This window comes from Kribbella sp. NBC_01245, assembly GCF_036226525.1.
Classification (GTDB): domain Bacteria; phylum Actinomycetota; class Actinomycetes; order Propionibacteriales; family Kribbellaceae; genus Kribbella.
Genome location: NZ_CP108487.1, coordinates 1,607,379 through 1,623,364, shown reverse-complemented (window position 1 = coordinate 1,623,364; position 15,986 = coordinate 1,607,379). Strand labels below are relative to the sequence as shown.

15 protein-coding genes and 1 pseudogene are annotated in these 15,986 nt (G+C 66.9%); 8 read left to right on the top strand and 8 right to left on the bottom strand.

Annotated features, from left to right (window positions below):
- Positions 1–174 precede the first annotated feature (174 nt).
- Positions 175–906, top strand: a complete 732-nt coding sequence (locus OG394_RS07115) for a helix-turn-helix transcriptional regulator (RefSeq protein WP_328994169.1) — start codon at positions 175–177, stop codon at positions 904–906.
- Positions 907–991: 85 nt separating this feature from the next.
- On the opposite strand, the gene OG394_RS07110 is transcribed toward OG394_RS07115, so the two are convergent.
- Complete coding sequence (locus tag OG394_RS07110) at positions 992–1,402, bottom strand: hypothetical protein (protein WP_328994168.1); 411 nt, start codon at positions 1,400–1,402, stop codon at positions 992–994.
- A gap of 184 nt (positions 1,403–1,586) precedes the next feature.
- Here OG394_RS07110 and OG394_RS07105 point away from each other — a divergent pair, with 184 nt between their 5' ends.
- Together OG394_RS07105 and OG394_RS07100 are read left to right on the top strand one after the other, a co-directional pair.
- A complete protein-coding gene (locus tag OG394_RS07105; protein WP_328994167.1) occupies positions 1,587–2,045 on the top strand; it encodes a helix-turn-helix transcriptional regulator in 459 nt (152 codons plus the stop codon).
- Between the two features lie 10 nt (positions 2,046–2,055).
- Positions 2,056–2,466, top strand: a complete 411-nt coding sequence (locus OG394_RS07100; protein WP_328994166.1) for a VOC family protein — start codon at positions 2,056–2,058, stop codon at positions 2,464–2,466.
- 62 nt (positions 2,467–2,528) lie between these two features.
- Here OG394_RS07100 and OG394_RS07095 read toward each other — a convergent pair whose 3' ends face one another.
- The 5 genes from OG394_RS07095 to OG394_RS07075 form a co-directional block, all read right to left on the bottom strand.
- Positions 2,529–3,731: a glycoside hydrolase family 5 protein gene (locus OG394_RS07095; RefSeq protein WP_328994165.1), complete on the bottom strand. Its 1,203-nt coding sequence runs from the start codon at positions 3,729–3,731 to the stop codon at positions 2,529–2,531.
- A gap of 284 nt (positions 3,732–4,015) precedes the next feature.
- The gene (locus tag OG394_RS07090) at positions 4,016–4,696 is read right to left on the bottom strand and encodes a dihydrofolate reductase family protein (RefSeq protein ID WP_328994164.1); all 681 of its coding nucleotides are present in this window, start codon (positions 4,694–4,696) and stop codon (positions 4,016–4,018) included.
- Positions 4,611–5,444: a metalloregulator ArsR/SmtB family transcription factor gene (locus OG394_RS07085; protein WP_328994162.1), complete on the bottom strand. Its 834-nt coding sequence runs from the start codon at positions 5,442–5,444 to the stop codon at positions 4,611–4,613. The genes OG394_RS07090 and OG394_RS07085 overlap by 86 nt, the downstream gene beginning before the upstream one ends.
- Positions 5,445–5,605: 161 nt before the next feature.
- The gene (gene helR / locus OG394_RS07080; protein ID WP_328994161.1) at positions 5,606–7,792 is read right to left on the bottom strand and encodes an RNA polymerase recycling motor ATPase HelR; all 2,187 of its coding nucleotides are present in this window, start codon (positions 7,790–7,792) and stop codon (positions 5,606–5,608) included.
- Position 7,793: 1 nt separating this feature from the next.
- Positions 7,794–9,005 (bottom strand): glycosyltransferase, encoded by a 1,212-nt coding sequence (locus tag OG394_RS07075; protein WP_328994160.1) that lies wholly within the window; start codon positions 9,003–9,005, stop codon positions 7,794–7,796.
- A gap of 386 nt (positions 9,006–9,391) precedes the next feature.
- On the opposite strand from OG394_RS07075, the gene OG394_RS07070 reads away from it, so the two are divergent.
- From OG394_RS07070 to OG394_RS07050, 5 genes are read left to right on the top strand one after another with little or no spacing between them, the layout of a single operon-like run.
- Positions 9,392–11,173 (top strand): peptide ABC transporter substrate-binding protein, encoded by a 1,782-nt coding sequence (locus OG394_RS07070; RefSeq protein ID WP_328994158.1) that lies wholly within the window; start codon positions 9,392–9,394, stop codon positions 11,171–11,173.
- Positions 11,174–11,175: 2 nt separating this feature from the next.
- Positions 11,176–12,153, top strand: a complete 978-nt coding sequence (locus tag OG394_RS07065; RefSeq protein WP_328994157.1) for an ABC transporter permease — start codon at positions 11,176–11,178, stop codon at positions 12,151–12,153.
- On the top strand, positions 12,131–13,021 hold the full coding sequence (locus OG394_RS07060; RefSeq protein ID WP_328994156.1) for an ABC transporter permease: 891 nt from the start codon (positions 12,131–12,133) through the stop codon (positions 13,019–13,021). The genes OG394_RS07065 and OG394_RS07060 overlap by 23 nt, the downstream gene beginning before the upstream one ends.
- Positions 13,018–13,989 (top strand): ABC transporter ATP-binding protein, encoded by a 972-nt coding sequence (locus OG394_RS07055; RefSeq protein ID WP_328994154.1) that lies wholly within the window; start codon positions 13,018–13,020, stop codon positions 13,987–13,989. Before OG394_RS07060 ends, OG394_RS07055 begins: the two co-directional genes overlap by 4 nt.
- Positions 13,982–14,761, top strand: coding sequence for an ATP-binding cassette domain-containing protein (locus tag OG394_RS07050; RefSeq protein WP_328994153.1), 780 nt, complete (start codon positions 13,982–13,984; stop codon positions 14,759–14,761). The genes OG394_RS07055 and OG394_RS07050 overlap by 8 nt, the downstream gene beginning before the upstream one ends.
- On the opposite strand, the gene OG394_RS07045 is transcribed toward OG394_RS07050, so the two are convergent.
- Together OG394_RS07045 and OG394_RS07040 are read right to left on the bottom strand one after the other, a co-directional pair.
- Positions 14,758–15,642, bottom strand: coding sequence for a DegT/DnrJ/EryC1/StrS family aminotransferase (locus tag OG394_RS07045; RefSeq protein ID WP_328994152.1), 885 nt, complete (start codon positions 15,640–15,642; stop codon positions 14,758–14,760). The two genes, OG394_RS07050 and OG394_RS07045, sit on opposite strands and share 4 nt — an antisense overlap.
- A 68-nt stretch (positions 15,643–15,710) precedes the next feature.
- Positions 15,711–15,974 (bottom strand): annotated as a pseudogene (locus OG394_RS07040) (DegT/DnrJ/EryC1/StrS family aminotransferase); the annotation flags it as partial.
- Between the last annotated feature and the right edge of the window lie 12 nt (positions 15,975–15,986).

Genomic DNA, 15,986 nt, shown 5'->3' with positions numbered 1-15,986 from the left:
GCCGAAAGGGGCATCCGGCCGCCTGTCCGCGGGTGGTGTCCGGTACCGGACATCACCCGCGGTTACTGTCTCACCGCAGCGGCCCGGCACCTTGACACTCCGTCACCAACCCCCTTGCATAGAAAGTCATATCGGTCCGCTGGGGGCGGCCCGATAAACCTCGGGGGAGGGGGAATGTCGAATGTCGACGTCGAATCAGGGCTGCGACGCCTGTTGTGGTACCTGTACACCGTCGCCGAAAAGGGCGACGACCCGCGTGTGGTGCGACTGGAGGGAGCGGCCGAGATCCAGGCCGTGCGGGACCGGCTGGTCGGTGGCTGCCGGAGCTCGTTGCGATCCTTCCAGAGCCAGTTGCCGCACGGTGAGCAGACCGAATCCGCGCAACGCGTGGCGGAGCTGGTCGCTCGTGGCATCCGGGTCCAGACGATCGGGCCGCGGGAGCGATTGCTCGGTCCGGAGGCCGAGCTGGTGCGTGGCTACCTCCGGACAGTAATTTCGCTGGGTGAGGAGTTGCGGGCCGCCGAACGGTTGCCGCTGACCCAGCTGATCATGGTGGACCGAACCGCGGCGCTGCTGCCGATGCTGGCGACACCTCCGGATCAGGCGGCGCTGCTGGTCCAGGCAGAGGACCTGCTGCGCCCGGTCGACGCGGCCTTCGCGGCGACCTGGGACGAGGCCGAGGATGTCGACGACCTGGTCGGCGACGATCCGGCCGACCAGCTGGACACCCGGTCCCGGGAGGTCCTGGTACTGCTGGCGGTAGGGCTGACGGATGAGGCGATCGGGCGCGAGCTCGGCGTCACCGACCGGACGGTACGGCGTGCGGTCGCGGACATGTGCCGGAGCCTTCGGGTCGACTGCAGGTTCCAGCTCGGTCTGGAGGTGGCCCGCCGAGGCTGGCTCTGACGTACAACAAGTCGGACAACAAGTCGGACAACAACAACCAGGCCCCGGGCGCTTTGCCCGGGGCCTGGTTCAGTTATGCGGTGACTCAGGCGGTGCCGCGACGCCAGCTGCTGAAGCCGACACCCTGGACGTAGGTCCGTACCCAGACGGCCTTGCCCTCGGGCAGGCTGAGGTCCAGGCCGTAGCAACCGGACGTGGCGCCGTTGCGGTCCTTGACCTGCGCGCGAATGGCGCCGTTCCAGTACAGCTGGGCGTACACCGAGCGCCCGTCGCCGCGCCGGTCGCACGCGATCAGCAATTCGTCGTAGGCCCTGAAGTAGGCGCAACCGCGGACGGTGCCGGCGTACGCCTTGCAGATGCTGGCGTTGGCGCCGGTCACAGCCGTCGGCCCGGCCTCCCGTGCCGGTGCCGCGTTCGCGCCCGGTGCCATGACGGCCGTGGTCGCCGCAACGCCTGCCAGCGCGAGTCCCCGGATGACGGTTCGCCGAATGCTCATTTTCGTACCCTCCTGTCGGATGGTTCGCAAGGAATCCCTTGCCCTGTTCATAAAATCGCCTTCCAGCACGGCTCGTGGCGATTAGTCCGGATCCGGAAAACTCGGCCCGGCCGTAAACCTCGGCGGCCGGGTGGACCGGCGGGCGTGCTAGGAAACTCCGGCCCGGCATGGCACGATTTCGAACGTGACCAACCGACCCGCCGCAGCCCAGCAACTGCGCGATCTCGCGCTGCTGCGACGCGTCCGCGACCGGATGGACCGGGAGTACCAGCAGCCGCTGGACGTCGAGGCGCTCGCGCGTGGCGTGAACATGTCCGCGGGCCACTTGAGCCGTGAGTTCAAGCGCGCGTACGGCGAGTCGCCGTACGGCTATCTGATGACGCGGCGGATCGAACGGGCGATGGCGCTACTGCGGCGCGGAGACCTCAGCGTCACCGACGTCTGTTTCGAGGTCGGCTGCTCGTCGCTGGGTACCTTCAGCACTCGCTTCACCGAGCTGGTCGGGGTGCCGCCCAGCGTCTACCGGCGTGAAGCGGAGAGGATGGAGGCGGAGCGTACGACGGACGGCATACCGGCGTGCGTGGCGAAACAGGTGACCAGACCGATCAGGAATCGAGAAGTGCCGGTCGCCGAGCCGCACTAACGTATTTGCCATGGACATCTCGATCAACGCGAGCTACCTACCGCAAGACGACCCGGACGCGGCCGTCGCCTTCTATCGCGACTCCCTCGGCTTCGAGGTTCGCAACGATGTCGGCTACAACGGGATGCGCTGGATCACGGTCGGCCCGGCCGGCCAGCCCGATACGTCCATCGTGCTGTACCCGCCGGGCGCCGACCCGGGCGTCACCGAGGACGAGCGCCGTACCGTCGCCGAGATGATGGCCAAGGGCACTTACGCCAGCATCAACCTGGCCACGGACGACCTGGACGGCACCTTCGAGAAGCTGCAGGCCAGCAACGCCGAGGTCGTCCAGGAGCCGACGGATCAGCCGTACGGCGTTCGCGACTGCGCCTTCCGCGACCCGGCCGGCAACATGGTCCGCATCAAACAACTCGACTGACGGCTTGCTCCCCGGGACCGGCGGGTGCTGACCGGCCCCGGGTTGCTCTGGTTGTCGGTGCGCTACCAGCCGGCGCCGTTCCTGATGTCGTTGATGATGCCCTGTTGGGTCACCGCATTGGAGCTTCGGTTGAAGAGCCCGAAGCCGTACTGCCCGTTTGCGCCGTTGTCCCAGTAGACGGTGGCCGCGCCGTATCTCTTGGCGGCGGCCGTGACCTCATACGCGAAATCGGCACGATACGTGTTGTTCGACGAGTCGAACGAGGTCTTGTCGATCGAACCGTATTCGCCGACAACGACCGGATATCCTTGCACGACGAACTTGTCGTACATCATCTTCAATTGCGAATTCAGGTAGTCTTCCTGTCCCCAGGTCGACTTTCTGGACGGATCGGTCGCCGCGCGTCCCCACTGGGTGATGTTGCCATTTTCCTCGCCCGCGAAATCCCACGGACTGTAGTAGTGAACGGAGATCATGATCCGCCGCTCGCTACTGGGAATGGTGGGAGATCGATACTGGTCCGTCGGGATCACAAAACCGTAATTCCCGGCGGTGTAGTCGATGTTCGTGTTCCAGCCGGGAACGAGCAGCCATCTCGAAGTGTTCTTTCCGCCGGCTCTCCGGACGGTGTCCACGAAGATCTGGTTGTAAGCGTTGATGTTCGAGTAGCACGGCTGGGTCGGATTGCCGTACTGCCCGTCGAATACCTCGTTCATCGATTCAAGGATCAGGCGCTGATCGTAGTTCTGGAACCTGGACGCGATCTGTTGCCACACCTTCTGGTACTTGGCCTTGATCGTGGTCTGATCGGACGCGTCGCAGATCAGCCAGGCGTAGGGAATGGACTTGTAGCCGTCGCCGTGGATGTTGATCATCACGTGCATGCCCCGGTTGTAGGCATAGTCGACGACTTGCTGGACTCTGTTCAGCCAGGCGGAATTGATTGTGTAGTTCGGGCCGGGGCCGATGTGCCGCAAATAGGAGACCGGGATGCGGATCGACTTGAATCCCGACGCTTTCACCTTGTCAATGAGCGCTTGCGTGACGGTCGGATTGTTCCAGGCCGTCTCGCTGGGATATCCGTTGGAGTTGGCCTCCAGCGAGTTTCCAAGATTCCAGCCGGCGCCCAGATCGGCCACGATCTGCGCAGCGCTCGACGCTTTACTGTCGGCCGATGCCTCGTTCATATTGCCGGGCACAGCAACGGCAACTGCCAGCGCGGCGGTAAGGAGGATTGCCTTGATCTTCCCTGGTCTTGAAGCCATATACATTGCCTCACTTCCTGTCTCAAGGTGTCGGAAGCACGTGAATCCATACCGTGCGGGCATGCGAAGGAAACGGCCGGACAGACCGGCCGTCGATTAACAGTCGAAGCGCTTCGACTATGGGCGGTTACTGCTGAAGTCAGAATTCTGGGCTTTGGCGGATCATAGACGTGTTCGCATCGACCAACAAGAGCAAGCGCCCCCTGCAATGGAGGTCGTCCGAATGGCTTCGACATGTGGAAGCCATTCGGACGAATTGGCGAGCCTGGTCGCAGGCCCAGGCCTCAGCGGACGCGGTCGTAGACGAGGGCCAGAGTGCCGTGGTCGCCCGCGGCCTGGCTGGCGAGCGTCCATTGACCGGCGGGCAGACCGTCGTCGAAGAGGCGCGGGCCGCCGCCGAGGAAGACCGGGAAGAGCGTGATCGCCAGCCGGTCGATCTGGTCGGACGCCAGCAGCGCCTTGATGACGCTCGCACTGGAGAGCACGAGAATGTCGCCGCCTTCGGTCGCCTTGAGGTCCGCGACCACCTCGGCGGCCGGCCTGTCGACGATCGTCGTACGCTGCCACGGAGCCTCGCCGAGAGTTGACGAGAAGACCACCTTGTCGGTGTCGACGAGCCACTTCGCGAAGCCCACGTCGCGCGCGTCGGCGCCCTCCATGTCGATGACGGTGGGCCAGAAACCGAGGAAGCCCTCGGCGTTGACCCGCCCGAGCAGGGCCGTCGTCGCCGACTCCCGGAGGCTGGTCATGTGGTCGCGGGCGACATCAGTGATGGCGTACGGCATCACCCAGGCCATGTTCGTGGGATTGCCTGGCCCGTCGTAGTGGCCATCGAGCGAGAGGGCGATGTTGGCGACGACTCGGCGGCCGTTGCCTGCGTCATTTCGAGGTCCTTGTCTGGGTGGCGGCGAGCGTCGCCGCGAGTTTGTCGAGGCTTTGGCCGAAGCCGATCTCGATGCCTGCAATGAAGTCGGCGGAGTCGACAGTGCTGTCGGTGAGCCGCCAATGGATGTCCAGGTCAGTGCCGGTGTCGGTCGCCCGGAGGCCGAGGTCGACGTGGGCGGTGAAGGCGACGCTGCCGTCGGGAAGCACGGGCGAGAGCCAGTAGGAAAGGCGCTCACTCACCCGTGCGTCGTCGACGACGCCCTCCGCACGCCCGGCGACCAGGTCGGAGCCGTCAGCGTCTTCGGCGTCGCGGTACTCCAGGAGGATTCGCCCACCCGGTCGTGGCTCGAAGACGAGCTCGGAGACGCGGAGGTCGTCGGGCGACCACCATTGGGCGAGCAGGTCGGCCTCGGTCAGGTGACGCCAAACCAGCTCGGCGTCCGCCGTCAGCGACCGCTGGAACCTGAACGAGCGTCCGTCGGCCCACCCCGACTCCGCCGCGGCGAGCCGCTCTGCCTCGAGGCTGAGCCCGTATCGGTCGAACGTCGCACCCGGGCCACCGATCCGGTCCGCGGTGCCGGCGAGCTGGTTGAGCACGGCCGCCAGATCCTGCAGGGGAGCGGGCCGGAGCGCGTAGATGCGGCGCTGACCGGTGCGCTGGCTGATGACGATGCCGGCGCGTTCGAGGGTCTGCAAATGCTTGGTCGTCTGCGGCTGCCGCGCCTCGGCGAGCTGGGCGAGGACGCCGACCGAGCGGGGTCGCTCGGCCAGCAGACTCACCAGCCGCCAGCGGGCCGGGTCGGCCAGTGCCGCGAGGATTGCGTCCATGCGCAGAAGTATTCTCCACGACGAACATTCGTGTCAAGGAATAACTCTGGCGTGCCCCGACCGGTGGGCCAGCATGAGCTCATGGGGGAGCCGGAGGTCGCACGAGACAGGGCGGTCCGCGGCGCCTAGATCGCGGCGCCGCGGACCGACTGGCTCACGCGCTAGCTGGTGAGGATGACCAGTTGCTGGGTTGCTCGGGTCATCGCGACGTAGCGGTCGACCGCTCCTTCGATGCCTGTGCCGAACGTCTCCGGGTCGATGAGCACGACCAGGTCGAACTCGAGGCCCTTCGACAGTTCCGGGGTCAGCGAGCGGACGCGGGACGTCGTACCAAACCTGTCGTCATCAAAGTCATCAACGTCATCGACGCTGATGACGCAGGCGATCCCGTCGGTGTTCTCGGCGAGCCAGGTGTCCAGGATCGACTCCAGCTCCGCGGTAGACCCGTGAACGACGGGGATGTCGCTGCTGCGGATGGACGTCGGCACGTTGGCGTCCGGCAGCACGGCCCGGATGACGGGCTCGGCCTCCACCATGACCTCTTCCGGCGTCCGGTAGTTGATGCTCAAGGAGGCCAGGTTGATCCGGTCGAGCCCGATCCGCTCGAGCCGCTCCTCCCACGACTCCGTGAACCCGTGCCGGGCCTGGGCGCGGTCCCCGACGATGGTGAAGCTCCGGGACGGGCAGCGCAGCAGCAGCATCTGCCACTCCGCGTCGGTCAATTCCTGAGCCTCGTCCACGACGATGTGCGCGAACGGGCCCGCGAGCAGGTCCGGGTCCGAGGTGGGAAGAGCGGACTCGTCGACCAGGGCGCCCTGCAGGTCCTGCCCGCGCAGCATTGGCACCCAGCCTTCGTTGTCGTCATCGGCCGCGATGATGTTGTCGATGACGTCGGCCATTCGTTCGCGTTCGATCGCGGCGGCGGCCTTTTGCCGACGCTTCCGGCGTGAGGCCTCCGGGTCGCCGAGTCGCAGCCGCGCCGCGTCCAGCAGCGGCAGGTCGGCCACGGTCCACGCCTGCGGGTCCGCGCGCTGCAGCGTCTTGACCTCCTCAGGGCTGAGCCAGGGAGCGCACATACGCAGGTAGGCGGGCACGGACCAGAGATCGCCGACGAGGTCGGTCGGTTCGATCAGCGGCCACGCTCTGTTGAACGCGTCGACCAGTTCTTCGTTCTGCTGAAGGGATTTGCGCACGAGGTCAAGCGAAACGTCCTCGTCGTCGTACGCCTCCTCGTGTTTGTCCAGCAGGATCGTGAGCAGTTCTTCCCAGACCTGGTCGCGCGCCTCGTTGTGCGGAGTGCTGGGGTCTGCTGATCCGAACGCCTCGGCCCAGTCGGTGGGGCTGAGCCTGATGTCGGACCAGTGGGTCTCGACCGTCATGCCCTTGGTGGGCGCCTCCTCGTACAGCTTCACGGCCGGTTCGATCGCTTTCACCATGTCCGCGGACGACTTCAGCCGGGCCACGTCCGGATTGGGTTCGTTCGGTGCCGTGGCTCCCTCGGGGAGGAGGTCCCGCAGGGTGCAGGTCTGCACGCCTTCCTCGCCGAGGCTGGGCAGAACGTCGGAGACATAGGCCAGGTACGGCTGGTGCGGACCGACGAACAGCACGCCACCCCGGTCGTGACCGAGGCGCGGATCGGAATACAGGAGGTACGCCGTGCGGTGCAGCGCGACGACCGTCTTGCCCGTACCCGGACCGCCATCGACGACGAGTGCGCCACGCGAACCCGCACGGATGATCGCGTCCTGGTCGGCCTGGATGGTGCCGAGCACGTCGCGCATCCGGTCCGACCGGTTGCTGCCGAGGCTGGAGATGAAGGCGGACTGGTCGTCGAGGGCGGCGGCGTGCCCTTCGAAGCCGTCCGACGTGAACACCTCGTCCCAGTAGTCGCTGATCCGGCCGCGGGTCCAGCGATACCGACGGCGGCTGGCCAGGCCCATCGGGTTGGCGTGGGTCGCGCCGAAGAACGGCTCGGCCGCGGGGGAACGCCAGTCGATCAGCAGCCGACGACCTTCGCTGTCGGTCAGACCGAGTCGTCCGACGTACAGGGGCTCGGAGTCGTCCGCGCTGACGATGTGTCCGAGGCACAGGTCGAGGCCGAAACGACGTAGTGCGCGCAAACGAGACGTCAGCCGGTGGATCTCCATGTCCCGGTCGAGCGCCTCCTGGCCCGAGCCGCCAGGCGCTTTGCGTGCGGCGTCGAGGCGGTCGGACAGTTCGGCGATCGAGCGCTCGAGGCTCTCCGCGATGGCCGCGAAGTGCTGCTCGTCGCCGGTGATCAGCGCCGGGTCGGCCTTGGGGGAGAGGTGGTCGGGAAGGTTGAACGCGCTAGTGGTCAAGGGGTTCACTTCAGCAGCTCCAATCGAGCAGCAGCTTCGCGGCCACTGCGGCACCGTCGGTTCGGATCGTGGCGGCGACGGCGGTCGCTCGCGTGCGGGTCTCGGGGGTCAGGGCCGTCTTGAGCGCGACTGACAGGGATTCGAAGGTCGGAGTCGGGCCGTCGTGCGCCGCGCCGATGCCCAAGTCGGCGACCCGCGCGGCCCAATACGGCTGATCGGCGATCTGAGGTACGACGACCTGGGGCGCGCCGGCCCGGGTGGCGGTCGTCGTGGTGCCCGCACCGCCGTGATGTACGACGGCGGCGACGCGGCCGAACAGCGCCTGCTGGTTGACCTCGCCGACGACGAAGCAGTCATCCCGGTCATCAATCAAGGCCAGGTCGGCCCAACCACGCCGGACGATCGCGCGACGACCCTGCGCCCGGATCGCCTCGATGGCCACCTGGGCGACGTCCGCCGATGCGTGCATCGCCATGCTGCCGAAGCCGACGTACACCGGTGGTTCGCCGGCCTCCAGGAACGCCACCAGGTCCGCCGCGAGTGGGCGCTCGTCCGGCAGGATCCACGCGCCGGTCTGTACGACGTCGAAGTCCGGCATGTCGGTCAATGGGTCCAGGGTCGGATCGGTCGCGAGCCACGGCTGGTCGCCGATGACGTACTCGCGAACGCTGTCCACCGGGGGCAGGCCGATCGACGCCCGGCTGGTGTTGAGCCCCTCACCGAACAGCGTGTTGATGCTCTCGGCATCCATCTCCCACAGCACGCGGTTGTCGGCCACATCCTTTGGCAGCGGCCGGCCCGGGTACGCCAGCGGCCGACGTTGCGGCGACGGCAGGGTGAGCTGCTGGAAGGTCACGGACACAGACCGGATGCCCAGCTTCTCGGCGACCGACAGCGCGGCGGCCGCGGTCGGCAACATGCCGGTCACCACCATGGCGTCACATCCTTCGGCGGCCGCGGTGACCACATCCACCTGGTTGGCGACCAACTCGGCCGCCCGCTGGGAGATGGATGACGCCGGTGGCGCCTCCTTGGTCAGCGCACGCGCTGACGGACCGACTGGCACCAGCGGTACGCCGATACCGGCCAGCAGCCCCTCGAACTCCTTGTCCGGCGGCGCGCACACCCGCACCTCCGCGCCGAGCTCCCGCAACCGAAACGCGAGTCCCACCATCGGTTCGACGTCCCCGCGCGACCCATACGTCGACAACAACACCCGCATTTTTCGTGACTCTCATTTCCGTAGATTTCGGCTTCGGCCGATGATTCTCCGGTACGAAGAGGGGCTTGCGGCAAGCCCAGGGGTGCGCTATAAGTTGAGAGTGGAAAGAGGTAGGTGCCTCTTTCCCCTTTTTTATGTCCCGGGACGGGTGATGAGTGCCCCGTCCTGCGCGCACCGGTGGACCTCATTTAGGACAGGCGAGCGGCCGCAATAGTGCTACCCGAAATCGGCCCGCTCTAGTCGTTCGCGTGCCCCTGAGCGGGCGTCCTGCAGCAACTTGCAACTAGCTCTGGGTCGTTGACAGCGCGCCGCCCGCGTCCTACGGTCACGACCATAAGTCGAATTCAGGACGTCAGAAAGGGCGGCACCCGCGGATGAGCAAGCGCGTGACTACGAGTGCGGTCCCACAAGTCGGCCAGACCCGGCGAGACTTCCTGCGTACGTCCGGTCTGACCGCTCTGGCTTTGGGCGGGAGCTGGTCGCTGGCCGGCTGCGGACTGTTCGGCAGCGACGACAAGGCCGCCGACGGTCAACAGCAGCTCACGATCGACTACGTGCCCGTCGAGGTTCTCGATCCCCAGGTCATCACGAACGGCATGTGGCTCCTGTGCCGCGGGATCTCGGAGGGCCTGGTCTCCCAGAACGAGAAGGGCGACGACGTCGTACCCGCTGTCGCCAAGGAGTGGAAGCTCTCTGACGACCGGCTCACCTACACCTTCACGCTGCGGGACAACGCCAAATGGTCCAATGGCGAGCCGGTTGTGGCATCGGATTTCGAACGTTCCTACAAGCGGCTCTTCACCCCCGCGGCGACGTCTGCCGGCGGCACGACCCTCGGCGCCAACAGCTACCAGGCGTCGACCGGGATGAAGGGTGCGGAGGAGTTCCTGTCCGGCGTACTGACGGACTGGGCACAGGTCGGAGTCAAGGCAACCGGCGACCACGAACTCGTGCTGACGCTCGCCTACCCCAACCCCGACTTCCTGCTCGCACTGACCCACCCGGCTCTGCTGCCGCTGCCGATGAGCCTCGTCGAGAGCAAGCCGAAGGATTGGCAGAACCCGCCGAACTTCGTGTCCAACGGGCCATTCACCGTGACCGAATGGGTGGCTAACTCGCGACTGATCCTGGTGCCCAACGAGAACTACTGGGACCGCGACAAGGTCAAGCTCGGCCGCATCCGGGTCAACCTGGTCGAGCCGAGTGCGGCAGCGACGGCGACCGTGGCCTATGAGAACGGCGAGACCAACCTCACCGAGGTCGCCGGCGCCGACGTCCGGCGTTTCCAGAACGACCCGGCTCTGTCGAAGGAACTGAAGCAGACGGAGAACTACAGCACGATCTATCTGGCCAAGCTGCGCAGCGAGCACAAGGCATTGGACGACGTCCGGGTCCGCAAGGCCCTCTCGCTGGCGCTGGGCCGGAAGACCCTCGCCGGCGTACAACCCGGTATGCAACCCGGCGTCACGCTCGTCACCAGCCGGACCGCCGGCTGGGACGACAGCTTCGCGGTCAAGGAGAACGTCGCCGAGGCGAAGGCCCTGCTCGCCGCGGCCGGGTACCCCGACGGTCGAGGGCTGCCGCCGGTGCGCATCCTCATCGGCGCCACCGACACCACGCTCGCGGACGCGATCGTCGACACCTGGACCACCCAGCTGGGCATCAAGGCGACTCTCGATCACGTCGAATCCGGTGTGTACGTCGAGCGGCGCTGGAAGGTCCAGAAGGGCGACTACATCGGCTACTACTACGGCACGTTCGCCGGACTCCCGACCTGGCCGACGATGGTGGGATCGCTCTGGTCGCCCAAGAACGTCCAGGAGTTCAGCCTGCCGAGTGACCAGTGGCAGAAGTACCAGGGCATCCAGGAGAACAAGAACCTCAAGCCGGCAGAGAAGTCCGCGCAGCTTCAGGCCATCTTGGACGCACAGGCCTCATCGGGGGCGAAGGAGATGGCCGCCCTGGTGAAGAAGGCGGCCGCGGAGCCGGATGACGCCGCCCGCATGGCCCTGTACAAGCAGGCGGCGAAGCTGCGGGAGGAAGAGTATCTCTACGTCCCAGTGCTCTGGCAGAGCGTGTTCCACGCGGTCAAGCCAACAGTCGAAGGTCTGCAACTTCGCGCCTACCCTGACTACTTCTACTTCAAGCCGATGGGTGTAAGGAGCTGAGCGTGCGTCTGGCCGCGTACCTCGGCAAACGGGTCGCCCGGTTGATCTTGTCGCTGCTCGCGGTCTCGGTTCTGACCTTCACTCTGCTCCAGCTCGCGCCCGGCAACTTCGCGGACTTGCAGCGGGTGAACAGCGGAGCGACCAACTTCGGCGGCGTCGGTACCGAGGCGCTGGCTGGCGAACTCGCGTCGCGCTACGGCGACGACGTACCGGTCTGGAAGCAGTACTTCATCTTCATGAAGGGTGCGGTCGTCTGGGACTTCGGTCCCTCCTACAAGTACGCGAGTCGTGACGTGCAGGACATCATCGCCGAGGCCTTCCCGGTGTCGGCCACGCTGGCCCTGATCGCGGTTGTCCTGGCGTTGCTGATCGCCGTACCCATCGGTGTGTTCACGGCGCTGAAGCACAACTCCAAGACGGACCACGGCACGATGTTCCTGGTCACGCTCGGCCACGCACTACCCAGCTATCTCACCGCGGCGTTCTTGATCCTGCTGTTCTCCGCCACGTTGAAGTGGCTGCCGTCCGGAGGCTGGAGCGGCCCGGCCAACCTCATCCTCCCGGTGCTGGCCCTGAGCCTCGGTCCGGCAGCCGTACTGGCTCGGTACGTGCGTTCGAGCATGCTCGAGACCTTGCGGGAGGAGTACGTCACCGCGGCCCTGGCCAAAGGCGGTCCGCGTCGTACCGTGATCGTCCGGCACGTGCTGCGCAACTCCCTGATCCCGTTGGTCACCGTGGTCGGCCCGTTGTTGGCGGCCCTGATGACCGGCACGGTCTTCGTCGAGGCGTTGTTGCGAATCCCGGGACTCGGCCTCTACTTCGCCAATGCTGCCGCGAGCCGGGACATGCCGTTGCTGATGGGTACGGCGCTGTTCTTCGCGCTCATCCTGATGGTCACGAACCTGGTTGTCGATCTGCTGTACGGCGTCCTCGATCCCCGCATTCGTGCCGCAGGAGGTGGATCCCATCACGGACATTGAGGCCGCAGAGGTCGCAAGGGCCCGGGGGCCGCGGGCTCGTGCCTGGGCCCGGTTCCGACAACACCGACTGGCGTTCGGCAGCCTGATCTTCGCCGTACTGCTGGTCGTCACCGCCCTCGCGGCACCACTGATCGCGCCGTACGGCTATGGCGAGACCGATATCGCGAACAAGCTCGTCGGGCCTGGCTCCGACGGTCACCTGCTGGGCACGGATCTGCTGGGTCGCGACATCCTCAGCAGGCTCATCTACGGGTTGCGCACCGCCTTGACGGTCGCCTTCGGCGCTGAGCTGACCGCACTCACGCTGGCGCTGATCATCGGCCTGGCCGCCGGGTACCTGGGCGGACGGGTCGAGCAGGCGTTGATGGCGTGCACCGACGTGATGTACGCCTTTCCCAGCTACCTGTTCGCCGTCGTGATGGTGACCGTGCTCGGCCGAAGCATCTTCGCGCTGGTCGTTGCCATCGGCATCGCGTCGTGGGTCACGCAGGCGCGGCTGGTGCGCGCGCAGGTGCTGACGCTCAAGCAGCGCGAGTACGTCGAGGCGGCCCGGTCGATGGGCGCGAAGGGGCCGACGATCGCCGTCCGCTACATCCTGCCCAACGCGATCGGTCCGATCCTCGTCACCACGAGCTTCGCCATTCCCGCCGCCATCGCCGCCGAGGCCGGCCTGGCCCTACTCGGGCTCGGCGTACAGCCCCCGACACCGTCCTGGGGAGCGATGATCAGCGAAGGCAGCCGGTATCTCCTGGCGGCACCGCACATGCTGGTCGTCCCCGCCGTGCTGTTCGCCCTGACCCTGCTCGCATTCACGTGGATCGGCGACGGCCTGCGGGACGCGTTCGACTCGAGCGGAGAGCAAAGATGACCGACGTGCTGCTCAGCGTGCGCGACCTGCGCACCACGTTCCAGCGCGACGGCGAGGTTCTCACCGCCGTCGACGGGGTGACCTTCGAGGTACACCCCGGTCAGGCATTGGCCATCGTCGGGGAGAGCGGCAGCGGCAAGAGCGTCACCGTCCGCAGCGTCATGCGAGTGCTGCCGAAGACCGCGCGAGTGACCAGTGGCGAGGCCCGATTCGGCGGGCGGGATCTGCTGGCCCTCAGCGAGAAGGACATGCGTCGCATCCGCGGGCGCGAGATCGGCATGGTCTTCCAGAGTGCGATGGAGGCCATGAACCCGACCCTGACGCTCGAGCGTCAGCTCACCGAACACCTGCTCTGGCACGGCCTCTGCACCAAGGCGGAAGCCGGCAAGCGGGCGGTGCGAGCACTCGGCGATGTCGGCATCCCCGAGCCCGAGAAGCGCATCCGGACCTACCCGTTCCAGCTTTCCGGCGGTATGCGGCAGCGGGCGATGATCGCGATGGCGATGGTGACCGAGCCCGCTCTGCTGATCGCCGACGAGCCCACCACCGCGGTCGACGTGACGGTGCAGCGGCAGATCCTCGATCTGCTGGCCGGCTTGAAGGAGCGCGGCACCGGCATCATCATGATCACGCATGACCTCGGCGTCGCCCGCTACTTCTGCGACGACGCCGTCGTCATGTACGCCGGACGAGTCGTCGAGCAGGCCCCGACCCGCGAGCTCCTCGATCTGCCGCTCCATCCCTACACCGTCGGACTCGTCGGATCGAGCGTCGAGGTCGGTGGACGAGGCCGGCCGCTCGCCCCCATCCCGGGCAGCCCTCCGGACCTCGCGCGCCGCCCAGAGGGGTGCTCCTTCCAACCACGGTGTGCACGGGCCGAGCGGCCGAGATGCCACACCGAGCAGGACATCCTGACCATCGGCCCCGGCCGCCAGGCAGCGTGCTGGAAGGCGGCCGCCGATGTCTGAAGTGCTCGTCCGCGTTGAGAATGTCACCAAGGTCTTCGCGACCCGTGCGGGTGAGGTGCGCGCCGTCGACGGCGTCTCACTCGACGTACGACGGGGTGAGACCCTCGGTCTGGTTGGTGAGAGCGGTAGCGGGAAGTCGACCATGGCGCGGATCGTCATGGGCCTTCAGCCGTGTACGAGCGGGCGGGTGCTGTTCGGCGGCCGCGATCTCGCGGCGATCCCAGCGCGGGAGCTGCGGTCGGTGCGGCCCCGTTTGCAGATGGTCTTCCAGAACCCGTACGGCTCGCTGCTCCCGCACTTCACCGCGATCGGCAACGTCATGGAGCCCCTGCGGCTGCACGGACGGGGTGACAAGGCCTCGCGCCGGGCCAAGGGCCTGGAGTTGCTCGAGCTGGTCGGGATCAACCCGCGGCACGTCGATCTGTACCCGCGGCAGTTCTCCGGTGGGCAACAGCAACGGATCGCGATCGCACGAGCGCTGGCACTCGACCCCGACCTGCTGGTGTGCGACGAACCGACGTCGTCGCTCGACGTCTCGATCCAGGCGCAGATCCTCGAGCTGTTCATGGACCTCCGCGAGAAGCTCGGTCTCACCTGCCTGTTCATCTCGCACAACCTCGCGGTGGTCGAGCGACTTGCCGATCGTGTCGCGGTGATGCACAAGGGCCGCATCGTTGAGGAGAGCGGGACCGAGGAGCTGTTCACCAACCCGAAGCAGGACTACACCAAGCAGCTCCTCGCCGCGGTGCTGCCAGTACGCCGGGACCCCTAGCCCGCCAGGCTGGACACGACCTTGGCGATGGCGGCCGCGATGCCCCGCGTCCGCTGCTCTGTGCCGAGCAACGACGTCTGCGCCAGCCAGATGGTGTCCTTCGACACGGCGTCCGCGTTGGGACACTCGCTCTGCGGGTACGGCTGCCCCAGCCGATCGGCGATGGCCCTCGCCTCGGTGGTGAGAGCCGTGTTGCGATGCAGGGGCACGTACCCGCCGGATACCTCTGCAACGCCTTCGGCTGCGAGCGCACGCAGAGCGGCGTCACGTCGTCCGGGTGCAGCCAGCGCCGGTATGCGCATCAGGTAGAGGTGTCGGCCATGTGCGGTCACAGCTGGATCGTCGGGGGCCAGTGACACCACGTTGCCTAGGAGCTTCGTCAGCAGAGCCGCGTTGCGCTCCCGTACCTCCTGCTGCTGGGAATGGCGCGCGAGCTGGGCGCGGAGGATCGCGGCCTGGAACTCCGTGAGACGCAGGTTGTAGCCGACCGACTCGTGCTGGTACCAGCCACCGCCGCGGACCCGGCCGACGTTGACGAGGGAGTACACCGCAGCCGCGAGATCCTCGTCGTTGGTGAGAACGGCGCCGCCCTCGCCGGCGGTCATGTTCTTGCTGCTCTGGAAGCTGAACGTGCCGAGGTCACCGATCGCGCCGACCGGGCGCCCTTTGTACGCCGCCCCGATGGCCTGCGCGGCGTCCTCGATCACCGCCACGTCATAACGCGCGCCGAGCGCGAGGAACGCGTCCATATCGGCGGGCCGGCCAGCGAGGTGGACGGGGACGACCGCCTTCGTCCGCTCGGTGACCGCGGCCTCGGCGGCGTCCGGGTCGAGCAGATGCGTGCCGGGGTCGATGTCGGCGAAGACGGGGACCGCGCCCACGAACAGGGAGCGGCAGCCGTCGCGATGAACGTGTACGGCGGCACGATGACCTCGTCGCCGATGCCGACCCCGGCGGCACGCAACGCCGCTGCGATCGCGAGCGTCCCGTTCGTCAGGCAGGTGCCGTGAGCGGCCTGGTGGTAGGCGGCGAACTCCCGCTCGAAGGTAGCGACGACATCGCCATGGGTGCTTCCCCACTTCCTCGATCGGAGGACGTCGAGCAGCGCCTTCTCCTCCGAGTCGTCGTACGTCGGCCACTCCGGGACCGGGTCGTCGGCCGGCAGTGCGGGCGTACCTCCGTTGATCGCCAGGACGTTGGATTCCGCGGGCATATTCGACACCTC